The 15,710-nt window shown below is 68.0% G+C and carries 17 protein-coding genes and 4 tRNA genes; 18 read left to right on the forward strand and 3 right to left on the reverse strand.

The features are described 5' to 3' along the window. Positions 1-24: 24 nt before the first annotated feature. The 4 genes from ACWDU4_RS13480 (at position 25) to ACWDU4_RS13495 (ending at position 4,528) form a co-directional block, all read left to right on the forward strand. Positions 25-723, forward strand: coding sequence for a demethylmenaquinone methyltransferase (locus tag ACWDU4_RS13480; RefSeq protein WP_450114414.1), 699 nt, complete (start codon positions 25-27; stop codon positions 721-723). 52 nt (positions 724-775) lie between these two features. After that, the gene (locus tag ACWDU4_RS13485; RefSeq protein ID WP_450114415.1) at positions 776-3,124 is read left to right on the forward strand and encodes an ATP-binding protein; all 2,349 of its coding nucleotides are present in this window, start codon (positions 776-778) and stop codon (positions 3,122-3,124) included. Positions 3,125-3,284: 160 nt separating this feature from the next. Next, entirely contained in the window at positions 3,285-4,145 is an 861-nt protein-coding gene (locus ACWDU4_RS13490; RefSeq protein ID WP_450114416.1) for an alpha/beta fold hydrolase, read from the forward strand. Continuing rightward, complete coding sequence (locus tag ACWDU4_RS13495; protein WP_450114417.1) at positions 4,142-4,528, forward strand: Zn-ribbon domain-containing OB-fold protein; 387 nt, start codon at positions 4,142-4,144, stop codon at positions 4,526-4,528. Before ACWDU4_RS13490 ends, ACWDU4_RS13495 begins: the two co-directional genes overlap by 4 nt. Here ACWDU4_RS13495 and ACWDU4_RS13500 read toward each other — a convergent pair. Beyond that, positions 4,521-5,759: a geranylgeranyl reductase family protein gene (locus tag ACWDU4_RS13500; RefSeq protein WP_450114502.1), complete on the reverse strand. Its 1,239-nt coding sequence runs from the start codon at positions 5,757-5,759 to the stop codon at positions 4,521-4,523. The two genes, ACWDU4_RS13495 and ACWDU4_RS13500, sit on opposite strands and share 8 nt — an antisense overlap. Positions 5,760-5,954: 195 nt before the next feature. Between ACWDU4_RS13500 and ACWDU4_RS13505 the strand changes: the two genes are divergently transcribed. Together ACWDU4_RS13505 and htpX are read left to right on the forward strand one after the other, a co-directional pair. Beyond that, positions 5,955-6,986 (forward strand): polyprenyl synthetase family protein, encoded by a 1,032-nt coding sequence (locus tag ACWDU4_RS13505; RefSeq protein WP_450114418.1) that lies wholly within the window; start codon positions 5,955-5,957, stop codon positions 6,984-6,986. Between the two features lie 104 nt (positions 6,987-7,090). Then, a complete protein-coding gene (gene htpX, locus ACWDU4_RS13510) occupies positions 7,091-7,963 on the forward strand; it encodes a zinc metalloprotease HtpX (protein ID WP_450114419.1) in 873 nt (290 codons plus the stop codon). 29 nt (positions 7,964-7,992) lie between these two features. Here the strand turns inward: htpX and ACWDU4_RS13515 are convergent, their stop codons facing one another. Continuing rightward, the gene (locus ACWDU4_RS13515) at positions 7,993-8,622 is read right to left on the reverse strand and encodes a TetR family transcriptional regulator (RefSeq protein ID WP_450114420.1); all 630 of its coding nucleotides are present in this window, start codon (positions 8,620-8,622) and stop codon (positions 7,993-7,995) included. 90 nt (positions 8,623-8,712) lie between these two features. Here ACWDU4_RS13515 and ACWDU4_RS13520 point away from each other — a divergent pair, with 90 nt between their 5' ends. After that, positions 8,713-10,188, forward strand: a complete 1,476-nt coding sequence (locus ACWDU4_RS13520) for an MDR family MFS transporter (RefSeq protein WP_450114421.1) — start codon at positions 8,713-8,715, stop codon at positions 10,186-10,188. Positions 10,189-10,275: 87 nt separating this feature from the next. Here ACWDU4_RS13520 and ACWDU4_RS13525 read toward each other — a convergent pair whose 3' ends face one another. Further along, positions 10,276-10,767 (reverse strand): YajQ family cyclic di-GMP-binding protein, encoded by a 492-nt coding sequence (locus ACWDU4_RS13525; protein WP_450114422.1) that lies wholly within the window; start codon positions 10,765-10,767, stop codon positions 10,276-10,278. Between the two features lie 166 nt (positions 10,768-10,933). Between ACWDU4_RS13525 and ACWDU4_RS13530 the strand changes: the two genes are divergently transcribed. From ACWDU4_RS13530 to rplA, 11 genes are all read left to right on the forward strand, one after another. Continuing rightward, positions 10,934-11,016: transfer RNA gene (locus ACWDU4_RS13530), tRNA-Tyr, on the forward strand. A gap of 146 nt (positions 11,017-11,162) precedes the next feature. Then, positions 11,163-11,235 (forward strand) — tRNA-Thr (locus tag ACWDU4_RS13535). 47 nt (positions 11,236-11,282) lie between these two features. Beyond that, positions 11,283-11,355, forward strand: a tRNA-Met gene (locus ACWDU4_RS13540). Between the two features lie 65 nt (positions 11,356-11,420). Continuing rightward, on the forward strand, positions 11,421-11,588 hold the full coding sequence (gene rpmG, locus ACWDU4_RS13545) for a 50S ribosomal protein L33 (RefSeq protein ID WP_031937658.1): 168 nt from the start codon (positions 11,421-11,423) through the stop codon (positions 11,586-11,588). A 141-nt stretch (positions 11,589-11,729) separates the two neighbouring features. Further along, complete coding sequence (gene hadA, locus ACWDU4_RS13550; protein ID WP_450114423.1) at positions 11,730-12,185, forward strand: (3R)-hydroxyacyl-ACP dehydratase subunit HadA; 456 nt, start codon at positions 11,730-11,732, stop codon at positions 12,183-12,185. Next, positions 12,185-12,613, forward strand: a complete 429-nt coding sequence (gene hadB, locus ACWDU4_RS13555; RefSeq protein ID WP_450114424.1) for a (3R)-hydroxyacyl-ACP dehydratase subunit HadB — start codon at positions 12,185-12,187, stop codon at positions 12,611-12,613. Before hadA ends, hadB begins: the two co-directional genes overlap by 1 nt. Positions 12,614-12,812: 199 nt before the next feature. Continuing rightward, positions 12,813-12,885 (forward strand) — tRNA-Trp (locus tag ACWDU4_RS13560). Between the two features lie 31 nt (positions 12,886-12,916). Beyond that, positions 12,917-13,345: a preprotein translocase subunit SecE gene (gene secE, locus ACWDU4_RS13565; protein ID WP_450114425.1), complete on the forward strand. Its 429-nt coding sequence runs from the start codon at positions 12,917-12,919 to the stop codon at positions 13,343-13,345. 41 nt (positions 13,346-13,386) lie between these two features. Next, positions 13,387-14,190, forward strand: a complete 804-nt coding sequence (gene nusG / locus ACWDU4_RS13570) for a transcription termination/antitermination protein NusG (protein ID WP_450114426.1) — start codon at positions 13,387-13,389, stop codon at positions 14,188-14,190. An 80-nt stretch (positions 14,191-14,270) separates the two neighbouring features. After that, a complete protein-coding gene (gene rplK / locus ACWDU4_RS13575) occupies positions 14,271-14,705 on the forward strand; it encodes a 50S ribosomal protein L11 (protein WP_450114427.1) in 435 nt (144 codons plus the stop codon). 126 nt (positions 14,706-14,831) lie between these two features. Next, on the forward strand, positions 14,832-15,548 hold the full coding sequence (gene rplA / locus ACWDU4_RS13580) for a 50S ribosomal protein L1 (RefSeq protein ID WP_450114428.1): 717 nt from the start codon (positions 14,832-14,834) through the stop codon (positions 15,546-15,548). Positions 15,549-15,710 lie beyond the last annotated feature (162 nt).

Here is a 15,710-nt window from a genome sequence, read left to right on the forward strand (position 1 = left end):
CGGCGCGCCTGTACGGTTGGCGGTGTGGCAGCAACGAAAGGCTCGCGGGCCTCGCTCGAGAAGCAACCGCACGAGGTCGCGTCGATGTTCGACGGGGTCGCGAAGCGCTACGACGTGACCAACACCGTCCTGTCGTTCGGGCAGGACCGGCAGTGGCGGAAGGCGACCCGTGCCGCGCTCGACCTGAAGCCGGGGGAGCGGGTGCTCGACCTGGCGGCAGGCACCGGCGTGTCGACCGTGGAACTGGGCCGATCCGGCGCCTGGGTGGTGGCCACCGACTTCTCCAAGGGCATGCTCCACGCCGGGGCGTCCCGGCGGGTGCCGATGGTCGCCGGCGACGCGATGGCGCTGCCGTACGCGGATGCCGTCTTCGACGCGGCGACCATCTCGTTCGGCCTGCGCAACGTGTCCGATTTCGAGGCCGGGTTGCGGGAGATCGCCCGCGTGACCAAGCCCGGTGGCCGGCTGGTGGTCAGCGAATTCTCCACCCCGACCTTCGGTCCGTTCCGTACCGTCTACATGAACTACCTGATGCGGGCGCTGCCCCAGGTGGCGCGGGCCGTCAGTTCCAACCCGGACGCCTACGTCTACCTGGCCGAATCGATCCGGGCGTGGCCGCGGCAGGACGAGTTGGCGCGAACGATTGAGGCGGCGGGCTGGCGGGACGTACAGTGGCGCAACCTGACCGGTGGGATCGTGGCACTGCACCGAGCCCGCCGGTAACTCTCGGAGCGTTGTCGGGGCGCCCCGAGACTAGGACGGGAGTGACGCGGTTATGAACCAGTTCGGCGGTCGCGGTGCACAGGGCAACCTGCCCCAGGAGCTGACGAGTTTCGTCGGTCGGCGGCGCGAACTCACCGACGCCAAGCGGCTGCTCTCGACATCTCGCCTGGTCACGCTCACCGGCATCGGCGGCGTCGGGAAGACCCGCCTCGCGCTGCGGGTCGCCGAGGACTCCCGCCGCGCGTTCCCCGACGGCGTGTGGCTCGTCGAACTCGGCGAACTGCACGACCCCGACCTGGTCGCGGACACCGTCGCCAGCGGACTCGGGCTGCGGGAGCAGCCCCTGTACCCGCCGCTGGCGCTGCTCTCCGACCACCTCGTGTCCCGCAACCTGCTGCTGGTCCTCGACAACTGCGAGCACCTGATCGACTCGATCGCCGCGCTCGCCGAGGCCCTGCTGCGGACGTGTCCCGACCTGCGGATCCTGGCGACCAGCCGGGAACCCCTCGCGATCGGGGGCGAGGCGGTGCTCCGGGTGCCGTCGCTGACGGTGCCGGATCCGCAGCGATCCACCCAGTTGGAGGGACTGCCGCAGTACGAGGCGGTCTCCCTGTTCGTGGAACGCGCCGCCGCCGCGGTCCCGGGTTTCGCGCTGACCGACGAGAACCGGGTCGCGGTCGCCCAGATCTGCCAGCAGCTCGACGGACTGCCGCTGGCGATCGAGCTCGCCGCGGTCCGGCTGCGCGCGATGTCCGCCGAGCAGATCCTGCACCGGCTCACCGACCGTTACCAGCTGCTCACGAAGGGCAGCCGTGGCGCCCCGACCCGTCAGCAGTCGCTCCGAATGAGCATCGACTGGAGCCACGAGCTGTGCACCGAGACCGAACAGGTGATGTGGCGGCGGCTGTCGGTGTTCGCGGGCAGCTTCGAGCTCGACGCCGCCGAGGGCGTGTGCGGGGAAGACGGGGCCGATCTCGTCCCGCTCGACGGGGTCGCGTCGCTGGTGGACAAGTCGATCCTGATCCGAGACGAGGTCGGGGCAGGTGTCCGGTACCGGATGCTCGAGACGCTGCGCGAGTACGGCCGGGAGAAACTGCGCGAGGCCGGCGAGTTCACCGCGATGCAGCGCAGACACCGCGACTGGTACGAGTCGATGACGGCCGCCGCCGAGTCCGACTGGATCGGCCCGCGGCAGGTCGACTGGATCCGCCGCCTCGAGCGCGAACAGCCCAACCTCCGCGAGGCGATCACCTTCGGCGTCACCGAGCCGGGAGAGGTGGACGGCGCGCTGCGGATCTGCACCGCCCTCTATCCGTATTGGCTGTGCCGCGGTATGTCCGGTGAGGGTAGGCACTGGCTCGATCGTGCGCTCGACCGCGATCCCGACACCCCGAGCTTCGACCGGATCAAGGCGCTGTACGTGAACAGCGTGCTCGCCGGCACGCAGGGCGACCTGGTCCCGGCCGCCGAGCTGGTGGCGCGGGCACAGCGGCTGGCCGCCGAGCTGGGAGATCCCGAAGCCGACCTGCTGACCAACCTGGCGGTCGCGTCGGAGGCGCTGTTCGCGGGCCGGTTGACCGAATCCATCGCCCCGTTCGAGTCGGTCATCGTCCGGTTCCGGGCCTCGGGGGACCTGCTGAGGCTGACCACGTCGCTGGTCGGTGTGGCGGTCGCCACCGCGGTCACCGGAGACGAGGACCGGGCGATCGCGGCCCACGAGGAAGTGCTCGACATCACCACCGAACACGGCGAGTCCGCGATCCGCGAGTACTCGCTGCTGGCGCTCGCGCTGAGCCGGTGGATCGACGACCCCGACAGCGCGAGCGACCTGCTCGAACAGGGCCTGCGCCTGGGACGGGTCGTCGACGACCCACTCGGATGCAGCTCGTGCATCGAGGTGCTCTCGTGGATCGCCGCCGCCGGCGGACGGTATCGGCGGTCGGCGGTCCTCATGGGTGCCGCGCAGGCCCGCTCGCAGGCCGTGGGCAGTCCCACCGTGCTGCTGCCGAACGTGCTGGTCTACCACGAGGAGGCGGAGAAGCGCGCCCGTGACGCACTCGCCGAATCGGTGTTCGAGTCGGCGTGGCGGCAGGGTCGAAACATGACGTGCGACGAGGTACTGGGGTACGTGCTCGGTGTGCAGCAGGCCACCGCGACACCGGAACCGGAATCCGTCACCCTGACCCGGCGCGAGAAGCAGGTCGCCGAGCTCGTCGCACAGGGACTGACGAACAAGGCGATCGCCTCGAAGCTGGTGATCTCGCAGCGCACCGCGCAGGGCCACGTCGAGCACGTGCTCGCGAAGCTCGGGTTCAACTCGCGCACACAGATCGCTGCCTGGTACGTGGAGCAGCAGGCTCATCGGGCCGCGTCGGCGAGCAACGCCGGCGCCGAGCAGTGACCTGGGGTTTCGCCTGATTTCAGGTACCCGAATACGGAAAAACAGGTACCCATCCCCGTCATTCCACCGTCGTGCGATCCGCGCAATCACGGCACTGTGATGAACGTCTCAACTACCCGAGTCGTTCTGCGACAGTGCCGCGAAGTCGAGGTACCCCGAAATGCGCGAGTCCACACTCAGATCTCCCTCGGCCGCCTTCCAGCGGCCCACGCAGGACGTCCGCTGGCGCCGCGTCCCCGTCGACGGGACCACGGTGGACTACGCGGTCGGCGGCCACGGCCGGCCGGTCGTCTTCCTGCACGGATGGGGACTCGGACCCGCCGCCTACCGGCCCGCCCTGCGCGAACTCGCCCACCGCGGGGTACGGGTGTACGCCCCCGCGCTGCCCGGCTTCGGTGGCACCCCGGAACTGCCCGCCGGTGAGCGCGACCTCGACGGGTACGCGCGCTGGGTCGGCCGGTTCGTCGATGCCATCGGTATCCGCGGCCCCGTCACGGCGATCGGGCACTCGTTCGGCGGCGGCGTCGCCGCCCGCGCCGCGCACGATCTACCCGATCACATCGGGGAACTGGTGCTCGTCAACTCCGTCGGCGGGGCGCAGTGGTCGCCCGCCCGGCCCATCCACGAACGGCCGCTCTGGGACTGGGCGCTGCGGTTGCAGGCCGACGCACTCGGTTCCCGCTCGGTGGGCCAGGTCGTCGGGGCGATCGCCGGTGCGGCGGTGCCGAACGTGCTGCGCGGCCCGGGGGCGATCTGGCGGACCGGGCACCTCGCCCGCACCGCCGACCTGCGACCCGAACTCGCCCGGCTCGCCGAGCGGGGACTTCCGGTCACGCTGCTCTGGGGGACCGCGGACGCCGTGATCCCGGAGGCGAGCTTCGAGTCGATGCGGGCGGCTCTCGGTGACCCGAAGGTCGTGATGGTGTCCGGCAACCACTGCTGGCCGATCGGCGACCCCACCCGATTCGGGGACGCCGTGGGCCGGGTCCTGGCTCCGTCGCGGGAGCAGGTGCCGGCATGAGCGTGGACGCGGTGACCCGGCCCTTCGAGACCGAGGCGTTCATGCTCAGGTCCTGTGGCCACTGCGCGACCCTGTTCGCGCCCGAGACCTGGGTGTGCAAGGCCTGCGACGGGGATCTGGAATGGGTGCCGTCGACGGGTCGCGGAACCGTGGTGTCCTGGACGCGGCTCGACCCCTCCGCGGCCTCGCCGGGGGTGGGTGCTCGGGGACTCGAGCCGCTGACCATCGCGATCGTCGAACTCGACGAGGGGCCGTGGATCTACGCGGCGATCGAGGGCGGTCAGCCCAACTCGGATCCGGGGCATGCCCGGGTGGTTTTCGGCAGCGAGCCCGTCGTCGGCCGGTTCCCGGCCTTCGTCCTCAGCCGGTCCGCGCTCAGCTGAACGGCGGCCGCCCGTCCAGCCGCAGCGACGACGCGCCGGCGACGCGCCACGCGCGGGCGGTGAGGTCCGCGTCCGCGTCGGTGACGAGGTTGCCCATCACCCGGACCGCGACGGTCATCAGCGTCCGCGACCGCATCGCCACCGGGCCACCCGCGGGCAGCACCCGGGGCACCGTCAGCAGTCCGGCCAGCCTGCGGGCGATCGAGAAGGACCGGCCGTAGCGTCGCCGCAGCACCGCCGGCCACAGATCGGTGAGGTCGCCGGCGCCGAGCACGTCCGCCACCATCCGGCCCGTCTCGAGGCCGTAGTCGATGCCCTCGCCGTTGAGCGGGTTCACGCAGGCGGCGGCATCACCGATCAATGCCCAGTTCGGGCCCGCGACCCCCGACACCGCCCCGCCCATCGGCAGCAGCGCCGACGCGACCGACCGGATCGGGCCGTCCAGTTGCCACTCGTCGCGGCGCCGGCTCGCGTACAACTCGATCAGCGGCCGCAGTGCGCCCGGCGCGGGGCGGGCGGCGGTCGCCAGCGTCCCGACACCGATGTTCACGCGTCCCCCGCCGAGTGGGAAGACCCAGCCGTATCCCGACTGAACGGTCCCGGCCGTGTCACGCAGCTCCAGATGCGAGGTGATCCACTCGTCGTCGGCGCGACCGGAGTCGACATACGCGCGGGCTGCGACCCCGTAGGCGGTGTCGCGGTGCCACTCGCGGCCCAGCAGCTTGCCCAGAGGAGATCGCACCCCGTCGGCGACCACCAGGTACCGGCACCGAACGGTGCGCGGGCCGTCCGGGGTCGTGAAGGTCACCGCAGTGACGGCGGTGCCGTCGGGAGCGCGCTCGACGCCCACCGCCTTCGCGCCCTGCAGCATCGTCGCGCCCGAGTCGACGGCGACCCGGCGGATCCGGTCGTCGAGTTCGGTCCGTGGCACCGCGCTGCCCGTCGACGGGAACGACCCGTCCGGCCACGGGAGCTGCAGTTCGTGTCCGAAGCCGGTGAGCCGCAGCCCGCGGTTGACCGGGTGCTCCGAGAGCCAGTCACCGAGTCCGAGATGCTCGAGTTCCGCGATCGCGCGTGGCGTCAGTCCGTCGCCGCAGGTCTTGTCGCGGGGGAACGTCGCGGCATCGGCAAGCACGACCTCGCGCCCCGACCGCGCTGCCCAGGCCGCGGCGGCCGACCCCGCCGGGCCTGCGCCGACGACCAGTACCTCGGTCCGTTCGGGGGCACTCACCGGTTCGGGACGGGCATGCTCGGGCTGATCGGTTTCGGCAGGCGGAGGCACCACGGCAGTATCTTGTCAGGCCGGTCGTTGCGACTCGTGACAGCCCGGGTACCGAACGTGGACGATGGATTCACTACCGTGGCACCCGGCGGTTGTCGGCTGGTGACCGTGGGGTCCGGTTTGCGGGCGCCTCGTCAGAACAGGATGGGTACTGAGATCGTGAGCACGAGCGAAGCGACGAGCACCGTCGTCGCCGGTGTGGATCTGGGCGACCAGGCACTGGCCGAGGCGGTGCGGACGGGTCTGACCGATGTGGAGACGCTGCTGGTCAGCGAACTGTCCGACGGGGAGGACTTCCTCACCGAGGCCGCACTGCACCTCGCCAAGGCCGGAGGCAAGCGGTTCCGTCCGCTGTTCACCCTGCTGACCGCGCAGTTGGGGCCGCGGGGCGCCGACCCGTCCGTGGTCACCGCGGCCACCGTGGTCGAGCTGGTGCACCTGGCGACGCTGTACCACGACGACGTGATGGACGAGGCGTCGATGCGCCGCGGCGCCCCGAGCGCGAACTCCCGTTGGGACAACAGCATCGCGATCCTCGCCGGCGACTACTTGTTCGCGCACGCGTCCCGGCTGGTGTCGACGCTCGGGCCGGACGCGGTGCGGATCATCGCCGAGACGTTCGCCGCACTCGTCACCGGGCAGATGCGGGAGACCATCGGCGCGAAGCAGAGCCAGGATCCGATCGAGCACTACCTCAAGGTGGTGTGGGAGAAGACCGGTTCCCTGATCGCCGCCTGCGGCCGGTTCGGCGGAACCTTCTCCGGAGCGTCGGCCGAGGACGTCGAGCGGCTCGAACGGCTCGGTGACGCCGTCGGCACCGCATTCCAGATCGTCGACGACATCATCGACATCTCCTCGGAGTCGGCGCAGTCCGGCAAAACGCCGGGCACCGACCTGCGCGAGGGTGTCCACACCCTGCCGGTGCTCTACGCACTGCGGGAAGAGGGACCCGACGCGGATCGACTGCGGGTGCTGCTGGACGGACCGGTCACCGACGACGACGAGGTCGCCGAGGCGCTGGTGCTGCTCGAACGGTCGCCCGGCATGGTCGCGGCGAAGGCGAAGCTCGGGGAGTACGTGGACCTGGCCCGCGCCCAGCTCGCAGAGCTTCCCCAAGGGCCGGCAAACGACGCGCTGAAACGCCTGGTCGAATACACGATTGCCCGGGTCGGCTGAAGTAACGTTCCCCGATGAGGGAACCCAGCTTCGGGGTCCCTCGTTGACTTGGTGACGGGTCGGTTCGGCCGGCCGGTCGTGATCGACTCGGGGAAGAGGCGCCAGTGCATCGGTATTCGAACGGGATGAAGACCTTCGGCCTGCTCGTGGTCATGTCCGCGCTGATCGTCTTCATCGGCTCGCTGTTCAACAACCGGACCATCCTGATCTTCTCGATCGTGCTGGCCGTCGCCACCAACGCGTGGGCCTACTTCAACAGCGACAAGCTGGCGCTGCGCGCGATGCACGCGCAGCCGATCACCGAGGTCGAGGCGCCGATCATCTACAAGATCGTTCGCGAACTGGCGACCGCCGCACACCAGCCGATGCCGCGGCTGTACATCAGCCCGACCGCGGCCCCGAACGCGTTCGCGACCGGCCGCAACCCTCGCAACGCCGCCGTCTGCTGCACCAGCGGGATCCTGCAGATCCTCGACGAACGCGAACTGCGTGCGGTGCTCGGGCACGAGCTCTCACACGTCTACAACCGGGACATCCTGATCTCCTCGGTGGCGGGGGCGATGGCGGCGGTGATCTCCGGACTGGCGAACATGGCGATGTTCGCCGGCATGTTCGGTGGCCGCGGCGACGACCGCCCGAATCCACTGGCACTGCTGCTGGTGTCGCTGCTCGGGCCGATCGCCGCCACCGTGGTCAAGCTGGCGGTCTCGCGGTCCCGGGAGTACCAGGCGGACCAGTCCGGCGCCGAGCTGACCGGGGATCCGCTGGCACTGGCGTCGGCGCTGCGCAAGCTCGAGCGCGGTACCCAGGCGGCGCCGCTGCCGCCCGAGCCGAAGATCGCCGCGCAGTCGCACATGATGATCGCCAACCCGTTCCGTGCCGGCGACAAGATGAGCCGGATGTTCTCCACCCACCCGCCGATGGCCGACCGGATCGAGCGCCTCGAGGATCTTGCCGGCAGAAGGCTGCCGGAGTAGCGCCATCAGCGCGGACCGAAGGGGAGCGCTCAGCGCTCCCGTTCGCTCGGTGGGGCGCCCAGGATCCCGTGCAGTTTCGCCCGGCAGTCGCGGTAGATCACCGCGAGGTCGGCCACCTCCCCGGCCTCGGCGTGCTCGACCCAGATGTCGAATGCGACGCGCAGCGTGGCGGAGCTCGTCTCGACGATCAGCCGCGGCAGCACCGGATCCGCGTCGGGGGAGAGGGTGGCCGCGATCTGCTCGGTCAGTTTCCGGACGTTCTCGAAGTCCATCAACGCCGCGGCCCCGCGCAGGTCGGGGTCGTTCATCACCAGCCGCCGAACGCGCAGGATCCGTAGGACGGCGTCGGGGTCCCCGCTGATGAGGTCGTCGAGAAGTCTCAGGTGAGCGGCTTCGACGTGCTCGAGCACCAGGTCCTCGGGCATGCCGTCGGTCAGGGCGGCGGCCAACGCCGTGCTCAGGTCTTCGACCCCGGTGAGGACCGTGTCCTCCTTGGTGGGGAAGTACCGGAAGAACGTGCGCTGTGACACGCCGGCGCGGGCGGCGATGTCGTCGACGGTGGTGCCGGCATATCCGCGTTCCTCGAACAGTTCGAGGGCGGCGTCGCTGATCTCGTGGCGGGTCTCGCGGCGCCGTCGTTCACGGAGTGTGGGTGGCATCGACCGCTCGCTTTCTCCTGGCTGGAGCTGACAAGACTACAGACGACGGCTAATTGACAGTCTCTGCCATATTGCGTGAAACTGACAGTTATGAATGTTCAGGTCGACGCCGTCGATACCCACCCACCATCGAAATCGCACGAGGCGCCGGTCGGCCTGTCCTCCTCCGATCGGCTCGTGATCGGGCTGCTGGTGGTGGCCGCGTTCGTGGTGATCCTCAACGAGACGATCATGGGTGTCGCACTGCCTCGGCTGATGGAGGACCTGTCGATCACCGCAGGCACCGCGCAGTGGCTCACCACCGCGTTCCTGCTCACGATGGCCGTGGTGATCCCGGCGACCGGCTATCTGCTGCAACGGTTCTCGACGCGAGCGATCTTCATCACCGCGATGTCGCTGTTCAGCCTCGGCACCCTGCTCGCCGCGGTGGCCCCCGGATTCGAACTGCTGCTCGCGGGCCGGGTGGTGCAGGCGGGCGGCACCGCGATGATGATGCCGCTGCTGACCACCACCGTCCTGAACCTGGTTCCGCCGCAGTCTCGCGGCCGGACGATGGGCACAATCTCCATCGTGATCGCCGTGGCCCCGGCGATCGGCCCGACCGTGTCGGGCCTGATCCTGCGGGCGCTGAGCTGGCGGTGGATGTTCGGGATCGTGCTGCCGATCGCGATCCTGGCGCTGGTGATCGGCGCGGTGCTGATCAAGAACGTCACCGAGACCCGACGGGCCCCGTTCGACCTGCTGTCGCTGCTGCTGTCGGCGGTGGCGTTCGGTGGCCTGATCTACGGCCTGAGCAGCATCGGGGAGTCGGCCGCCGGGCACACTCCGGTCGCGCCGTGGATCCCGATCGTCATCGGTGTCGTCGCGCTGGCCGCGTTCGTGGCCCGGCAGTTCTCGCTGCAGCGCACCGACCGCGCACTGCTCGACCTGCGCACTTTCGCCAGCACCCCGTTCTCGATCGCGGTCGCGGTGCTGGTGGTGAGCATGATGGCGTTGTTCGGCTCGCTGATCGTGCTGCCGCTGTACCTGCAGAACGTCCTCGGTCGGGACACCCTCGCCACAGGCCTGATGATGCTGCCCGGCGGGCTGGTCATGGGTGTGCTCTCGCCGGTGGTCGGCCGGCTCTACGACCGAGTCGGGGCCCGGCGTCTGGTGCTCCCGGGCACCATGGCGGTCAGTGCCGCGCTGTGGCTGATGACGCTGCTCGACGCAGGCAGTGCCACCGGCATGATCATCGGGATCCACGTGCTGCTCAACGCGGGGCTCGCCTTCGTGTTCACCCCGCTGCTGACCTCGTCGCTGGGCTCGCTCCCGCAGCGGCTCTACTCGCACGGCAGCGCGATCGTGAGCACGATGCAGCAGGTCGCGGGAGCGGCGGGTACCGCGCTGTTCATCACGATGATGACCACCCGCACCACGTCGGAGTTGACCGCGGGTGCCGATGCGCTGGACGCCGCGATGTCCGGAATCCACGCCGCGTTCCTGTGCGGGGCGGTGATCTCGCTGCTGGCAGTCGTGGCCTCGCTCTTCGTGCGTGACGTCCGGAGCGAGGAGATCGTGAGCTGATCCTGGGTGCCCGCCGACGAGAACGGCGCCGGTCGCCCCACGCGGGGTGACCGGCGCCGTTCTCGTCGGATCGGTACCGGGGCGTGCCTAGCGGTAGTTGACGAACTGCAGCGCGATGCCGAAGTCCTCGCCCTTGAGCAGTGCGATGATCGCCTGCAGGTCGTCGCGCTTCTTGCTGCTCACCCGGAGTTCTTCGCCCTGAATCTGCGCCTTGACGCCCTTGGGTCCCTCCTCGCGGATCTTCTTCGAGATCTTCTTCGCGTTCTCGGAGGAGATGCCCTGCACCAGCGAGCCGCTGAGCTTGTAGACCTTGCCGGACTGGGCCGGCTCGCCCGCGTCGAACGCCTTGAGTGAGATGTCCCGGCGGATCAGCTTCTCCTTGAAGACCTCCAGAGCCGCCTTCAGACGCTCCTCGGTGTCCGCGGTCAGGGTGATGGTCTCCTCGCCCGACCATTCGATGGTCGCGCCGGTGTTGCGGAAGTCGAAGCGAGTGTTCAGCTCCTTCTCGGCCTGGTGCAGTGCGTTGTCCACTTCCTGCCGGTCGACCTTGCTCACCACATCGAAGGACGAATCCGCCACGTCTTTCTCCCTACTTCGTCGGTCGCCACCCGGTCTCCGGGGGCTCGAGAACCCACGATAACCACACGGTTTGCATTAACCCGCCCCGGTAGTTGTATTCTTCTCATCGCGCCAGGGAGAACCGGGAAGCCCGAGAGGGTCGAACGCGGAATCCTGGATGACACCAGGCAGGTTGCCCGAGCGGCCAATGGGAGCGGACTGTAAATCCGTCGGCTTACGCCTACGTAGGTTCGAATCCTACACCTGCCACACCTGGGTCCCGGCGAGTGCGAGCTCGCTGGGACCTGGTGGTTAGACAGTTTGAAAAAGGGTCCTGACCAGGCGGTTTGGAACTCCGGACACAGACTGTGTAACCTTCGGAAGGCTTCAAAGCGCGGCAACGCGCAGCGGAGCATGCCCCCTTAGCTCAGTCGGCAGAGCGTTTCCATGGTAAGGAAAAGGTCAACGGTTCGATTCCGTTAGGGGGCTCGCTGGATTGGGTGCCTACTCGACTTAGACTGGCATCGATGCACCGAGGCGGTGTAGCTCAGTTGGTAGAGCAAACGACTCATAATCGTTGTGTCGCCGGTTCAAGTCCGGCCATCGCTACACAAGACGACATGGCAACACACCCTGATTGATCCCGATCAGATTCACCCGAAAGAAGGCATACCGTGGCCTCCTCCACTGACGTTCGCCCCAAGATCACCTTGGCATGCGAGGTATGCAAGCACCGGAACTACATCACGAAGAAGAACCGGCGCAACGATCCTGATCGGCTCGAGCTGAAGAAGTTCTGCCCGAACTGCGGAACGCATCAGGCGCATCGGGAATCCAAGTAACATCAATCGCGTGCTCCGCAGATGCGGGGCACGCGATTTTTTTTGGTTATGACGCAGGGGCCGGGACGGGGTGAACCCGTGGTCGGCCCATCGCTGTGTTCCAGTGCAGCCGCGTCCAGTGCAGATAAGGGTCCTGCTTCGGTGAAACTGAATGCTGATCTCGTTGGCCTGCATCACAGGTTCAGCGACTACTACGAGGTCGGCCGCGAGAAGGTGCGCGAGTACGCGCGGGCGGTCAAGAACGACGACCCGGCCTTTCGCGACGAGAACGCCGCGCGTGAGCTCGGCTACGACGGCCTCGTCACGCCCCTGACGTTCATCTCGGTGTTCGGGTTCATGGCGCAGGAGGAGTTCTTCGACACCCTCGGCCTCGAGCTGGACCTGAGCAACATCCTGCACACCGATCAGCGGCTCGTCTTCAGCAGGCCGATGAAGGTCGGCGACAGGCTCTACTGCGACGTGTACGTCGACTCCCTGAGGGTGATGGGCGGCAGCGACATCATCGTCACCCGCAACGAGATCACCGATCAGGACGGCGAGCTGGTGCTCACGACCTACACCACGCTGATGGGCCGGCACGTCGAGGAGGGCGAGTGATGGCGTTGCGAAGTTTCGGGGACGTCGTCGCCGGGCAGGAGCTGCCCGAGAAGATCGTTCCGCTGACCCGGTCCGACCTGGTTCAGTACGCGGGCGTCGCCGGCGATCCGAACCCGATCCACTGGGACGATGCGGTCGCTCAATCAGTGGGTTTGCCAATGGCGGTCGCACACGGCATGCTGACGATGGGTATCGGAGCCGGGTACATCACGTCCTGGCTCGGGGACCCGGGCGCGGTGCTGGAGTACAACGTCCGTTTCACCAGCCCTGTCTACGTGCCCAACGATGGCAGGGGTGCCGAGATCGAGCTGACCGGTAAGGTACGCTCGGTCGACGACGAGAACCGCACAGCGGTGATCGCCATCGTGGCCAAGGTGGACGGCAAGAAGATCTTCGGTCGGGCCACCGCAACCGTCCGACTCGGCTGATTTCCAGCCGATTGGGTTTGTTAGACCACCGTGCAGTACACTGAGATTTCTGGGATTGTTCAGCGCTGCGCGCTGCCCTTCGGTACTTGTTGTGCCGACTGGGGTGGCGCGCGTGTTGTGTGGTCACAGAGTTGGTTGATCGGCTCGTGAGAGCGCACTCGAGAGAGTGCACTGTTTGTGAGCAGCACGGATCGACCAAAGGGGCGTAGCTCAACTGGCAGAGCAGCGGTCTCCAAAACCGCAGGTTGCAGGTTCAAGTCCTGTCGCCCCTGCCCCGGATGTCAGCAACTGAGAGGAACGACGGTGAGCGAGGATCGCGGAAAGGCCGAGAACTCGGCGGGGTCCTCGGGCACCGACGATGCCGCCGCGAATGCCGCCGCATCGTCCTCTCGACCGACTGGCAAGCGTCCGGGCCGCCGTTCCAGCGCGGCCACGGACGTTTCCGCGACTACCACCGTCGCCGCCGGTTCGCCGGCCAAGTCCGCCGCAGGCGAGCCCGCCAAGAGTGCCGCGAAGTCGAAGGCGGACAAGCCGCGCAAGGAGAATCTCTTCAAGCGCCTGCGTCGGTTCCTGCGTGAGGTGATCGCCGAACTCCGCAAGGTGATCTGGCCGAACCGCAAGCAGATGGTCACCTACACCACGGTCGTGCTTGCCTTCGTGGCGTTCATGGTGGCGTACATCAGTGGATTGGACTTGGCGTTCATCAAGGGCGTCACCTGGTTGTTCGGCTGATCCCGGACACCGACATGCAATGAGAGGAAGCGAGCGCGCCAGTGAGCACCCCCGATAACGACGCAAATGAGGCCCTGGCCGGAGAGCCTGTTGCCGATGACGCGGTCGCTGCGGAGTCCGCTGACGGCGTGATCGCCGACGAGGCCGTGACCGACGAGTCCGCCGTCGACGGCGAGTCCGGCGAGGGCGAGGCTCCCGCCGAGGAAGCCGCCGCCGAGGAGGCCGTCGATCCGGTTGCCGAGATGAAGGCCGCGCTCCGCCGCGCCCCCGGTGACTGGTACGTCATCCACTCCTACGCCGGGTACGAGAACAAGGTGAAGGCCAACCTCGAGACCCGCGTGCAGAACCTCGATGTCGGCGACTACATCTTCCAGGTCGAGGTCCCGACCGAAGAGGTCACCGAGATCAAGAACGGCCAGCGCAAGCAGGTCAACCGAAAGGTGCTGCCGGGCTACATCCTGGTGCGCATGGAGCTCAACGACGAGTCGTGGGGCGCGGTGCGCAACACCCCCGGCGTCACCGGGTTCGTCGGTGCGACCTCCCGCCCGTCGCCGCTGACGATCAACGAGGTCGTCAAGTTCCTCATGCCGCAGCAGGGCGCCAAGAAGCCCGCCGCCGCTGCCGCCGCCGCAGGCGAGGCCGTCTCCGAGGCGGTTGCGAAGCCGCTGGTCGAGGTCGACTTCGAGGTCGGCGAGTCGGTCACCGTCATGGACGGCCCGTTCGCGACGTTGCCTGCGAGCATCAGCGAGGTCAACGCCGAACAGCAGAAGCTCAAGGTCCTGGTCTCGATCTTCGGTCGTGAGACCCCGGTCGAGCTGTCGTTCAACCAGGTCTCGAAGATCTAGGCCCGCACGGTTCGCAGGTCCGCGCGGCCCCCACACTTGCACTGCAGCAAGAAACACAACCGCAAGAATTAGGAACGAAGATGCCCCCCAAGAAGAAGAAGCTCGCAGGGCTGATCAAGCTTCAGATCCAGGCCGGTCAGGCGAACCCTGCCCCGCCGGTGGGTCCCGCGCTCGGTCAGCACGGCGTGAACATCATGGAGTTCTGCAAGGCCTACAACGCGGCCACCGAGTCGCAGCGCGGCAACGTGATCCCCGTGGAGATCTCGGTCTACGAGGACCGGACCTTCGACTTCAAGCTGAAGACCCCGCCCGCCGCCAAGCTGCTGCTCAAGGCCGCTGGTGTGCAGAAGGGCTCCGGCGAGCCGCACAAGACCAAGGTCGCGACCGTGACCATGGATCAGGTGCGCGAGATCGCGAAGACCAAGCAGGAAGACCTCAACGCCAACGACATCGACGCCGCCGCGAAGATCATCGCCGGCACCGCCCGTTCCATGGGCATCCTCGTCGAGGGCTGAGCGAAGCCTCGTCAGCTTTCGAGCTGAGCAGTACCGAACGCGTGGGAGGGCCGGCCAGGCCCGCAACCACAACTGAACCATTCACCCGGGTGTGAAACCCGCCGGTGAGAAGTAAGGACAGAACACATGGCAAAGCGCAGCAAGGCATACCTCGCCGCCGCTGAGAAGATCGACCCGAGCAAGCTCTACAGCCCGCTGCAGGCTGCGAAGCTCGCGAAGGAGACCTCCTCCTCGAAGATGGACGCGACCGTCGAGGTCGCCGTCCGCCTCGGCGTCGATCCCCGCAAGGCGGATCAGATGGTCCGTGGCACCGTCAACCTCCCGCACGGCACCGGTAAGACCGCCCGTGTGATCGTGTTCGCCGCCGGCGAGAAGGCCGCCGAGGCCGAGGCCGCCGGTGCGGACGCAGTCGGTGCCGAGGACCTGATCGAGCGCATCCAGGGCGGCTGGCTGGACTTCGACGCCGCGATCGCCACCCCGGACCAGATGGCCAAGGTCGGCCGCATCGCCCGCGTCCTCGGACCGCGTGGCCTGATGCCGAACCCGAAGACGGGCACCGTCACCACCGATGTGGCGAAGGCCGTTGCGGACATCAAGGGCGGCAAGATCAACTTCCGCGTCGACAAGCAGGCCAACCTGCACTTCGTGATCGGCAAGGCGTCGTTCGACGATGCCAAGCTGGTGGAGAACTACGGCGCCGCTCTGGACGAGATCCTGCGTGCGAAGCCGTCGTCGGCCAAGGGCCGCTACGTCAAGAAGGTCACGGTTTCGACCACCACCGGACCGGGCATCCCGGTGGACCCGAACCGCACCCGCAACCTCCTCGAGGATGCCGAGGCGTAGTCACACGCTCGACGAGAGGCCGGTCCGGAGTTCGCTCCGGGCCGGCCTCTTTCGTGTCCGGATGCGCGCAGGTCGGGGCCCGTTTTGGAGTTCGTCAGGGGTGTCCGGTAGTGTGGCTCGAGAGTTCGAACCTATTTCGAGTTCACCCCAAGAAGTTCTACC

It is taken from the genome of Rhodococcus sp. NPDC003348 (genome assembly GCF_053589375.1).

Excerpts from the sequence above, each read along its gene's own strand:
- ACWDU4_RS13490 (WP_450114416.1), top strand. The coding sequence starts at position 3,285 with ATGCGCGAGTCCACACTCAGATCTCCCTCGGCCGCCTTCCAGCGGCCC.
- ACWDU4_RS13515 (WP_450114420.1), bottom strand. The coding sequence starts at position 8,622 with ATGCCACCCACACTCCGTGAACGACGGCGCCGCGAGACCCGCCACGAG.
- hadB (WP_450114424.1), top strand. The coding sequence starts at position 12,185 with ATGGCGTTGCGAAGTTTCGGGGACGTCGTCGCCGGGCAGGAGCTGCCC.
- ACWDU4_RS13485 (WP_450114415.1), top strand. The coding sequence starts at position 776 with ATGAACCAGTTCGGCGGTCGCGGTGCACAGGGCAACCTGCCCCAGGAG.
- rplK (WP_450114427.1), top strand. The coding sequence starts at position 14,271 with ATGCCCCCCAAGAAGAAGAAGCTCGCAGGGCTGATCAAGCTTCAGATC.
- ACWDU4_RS13505 (WP_450114418.1), top strand. The coding sequence starts at position 5,955 with ATGGGTACTGAGATCGTGAGCACGAGCGAAGCGACGAGCACCGTCGTC.
- ACWDU4_RS13520 (WP_450114421.1), top strand. The coding sequence starts at position 8,713 with ATGAATGTTCAGGTCGACGCCGTCGATACCCACCCACCATCGAAATCG.
- ACWDU4_RS13495 (WP_450114417.1), top strand. The coding sequence starts at position 4,142 with ATGAGCGTGGACGCGGTGACCCGGCCCTTCGAGACCGAGGCGTTCATG.
- rplA (WP_450114428.1), top strand. The coding sequence starts at position 14,832 with ATGGCAAAGCGCAGCAAGGCATACCTCGCCGCCGCTGAGAAGATCGAC.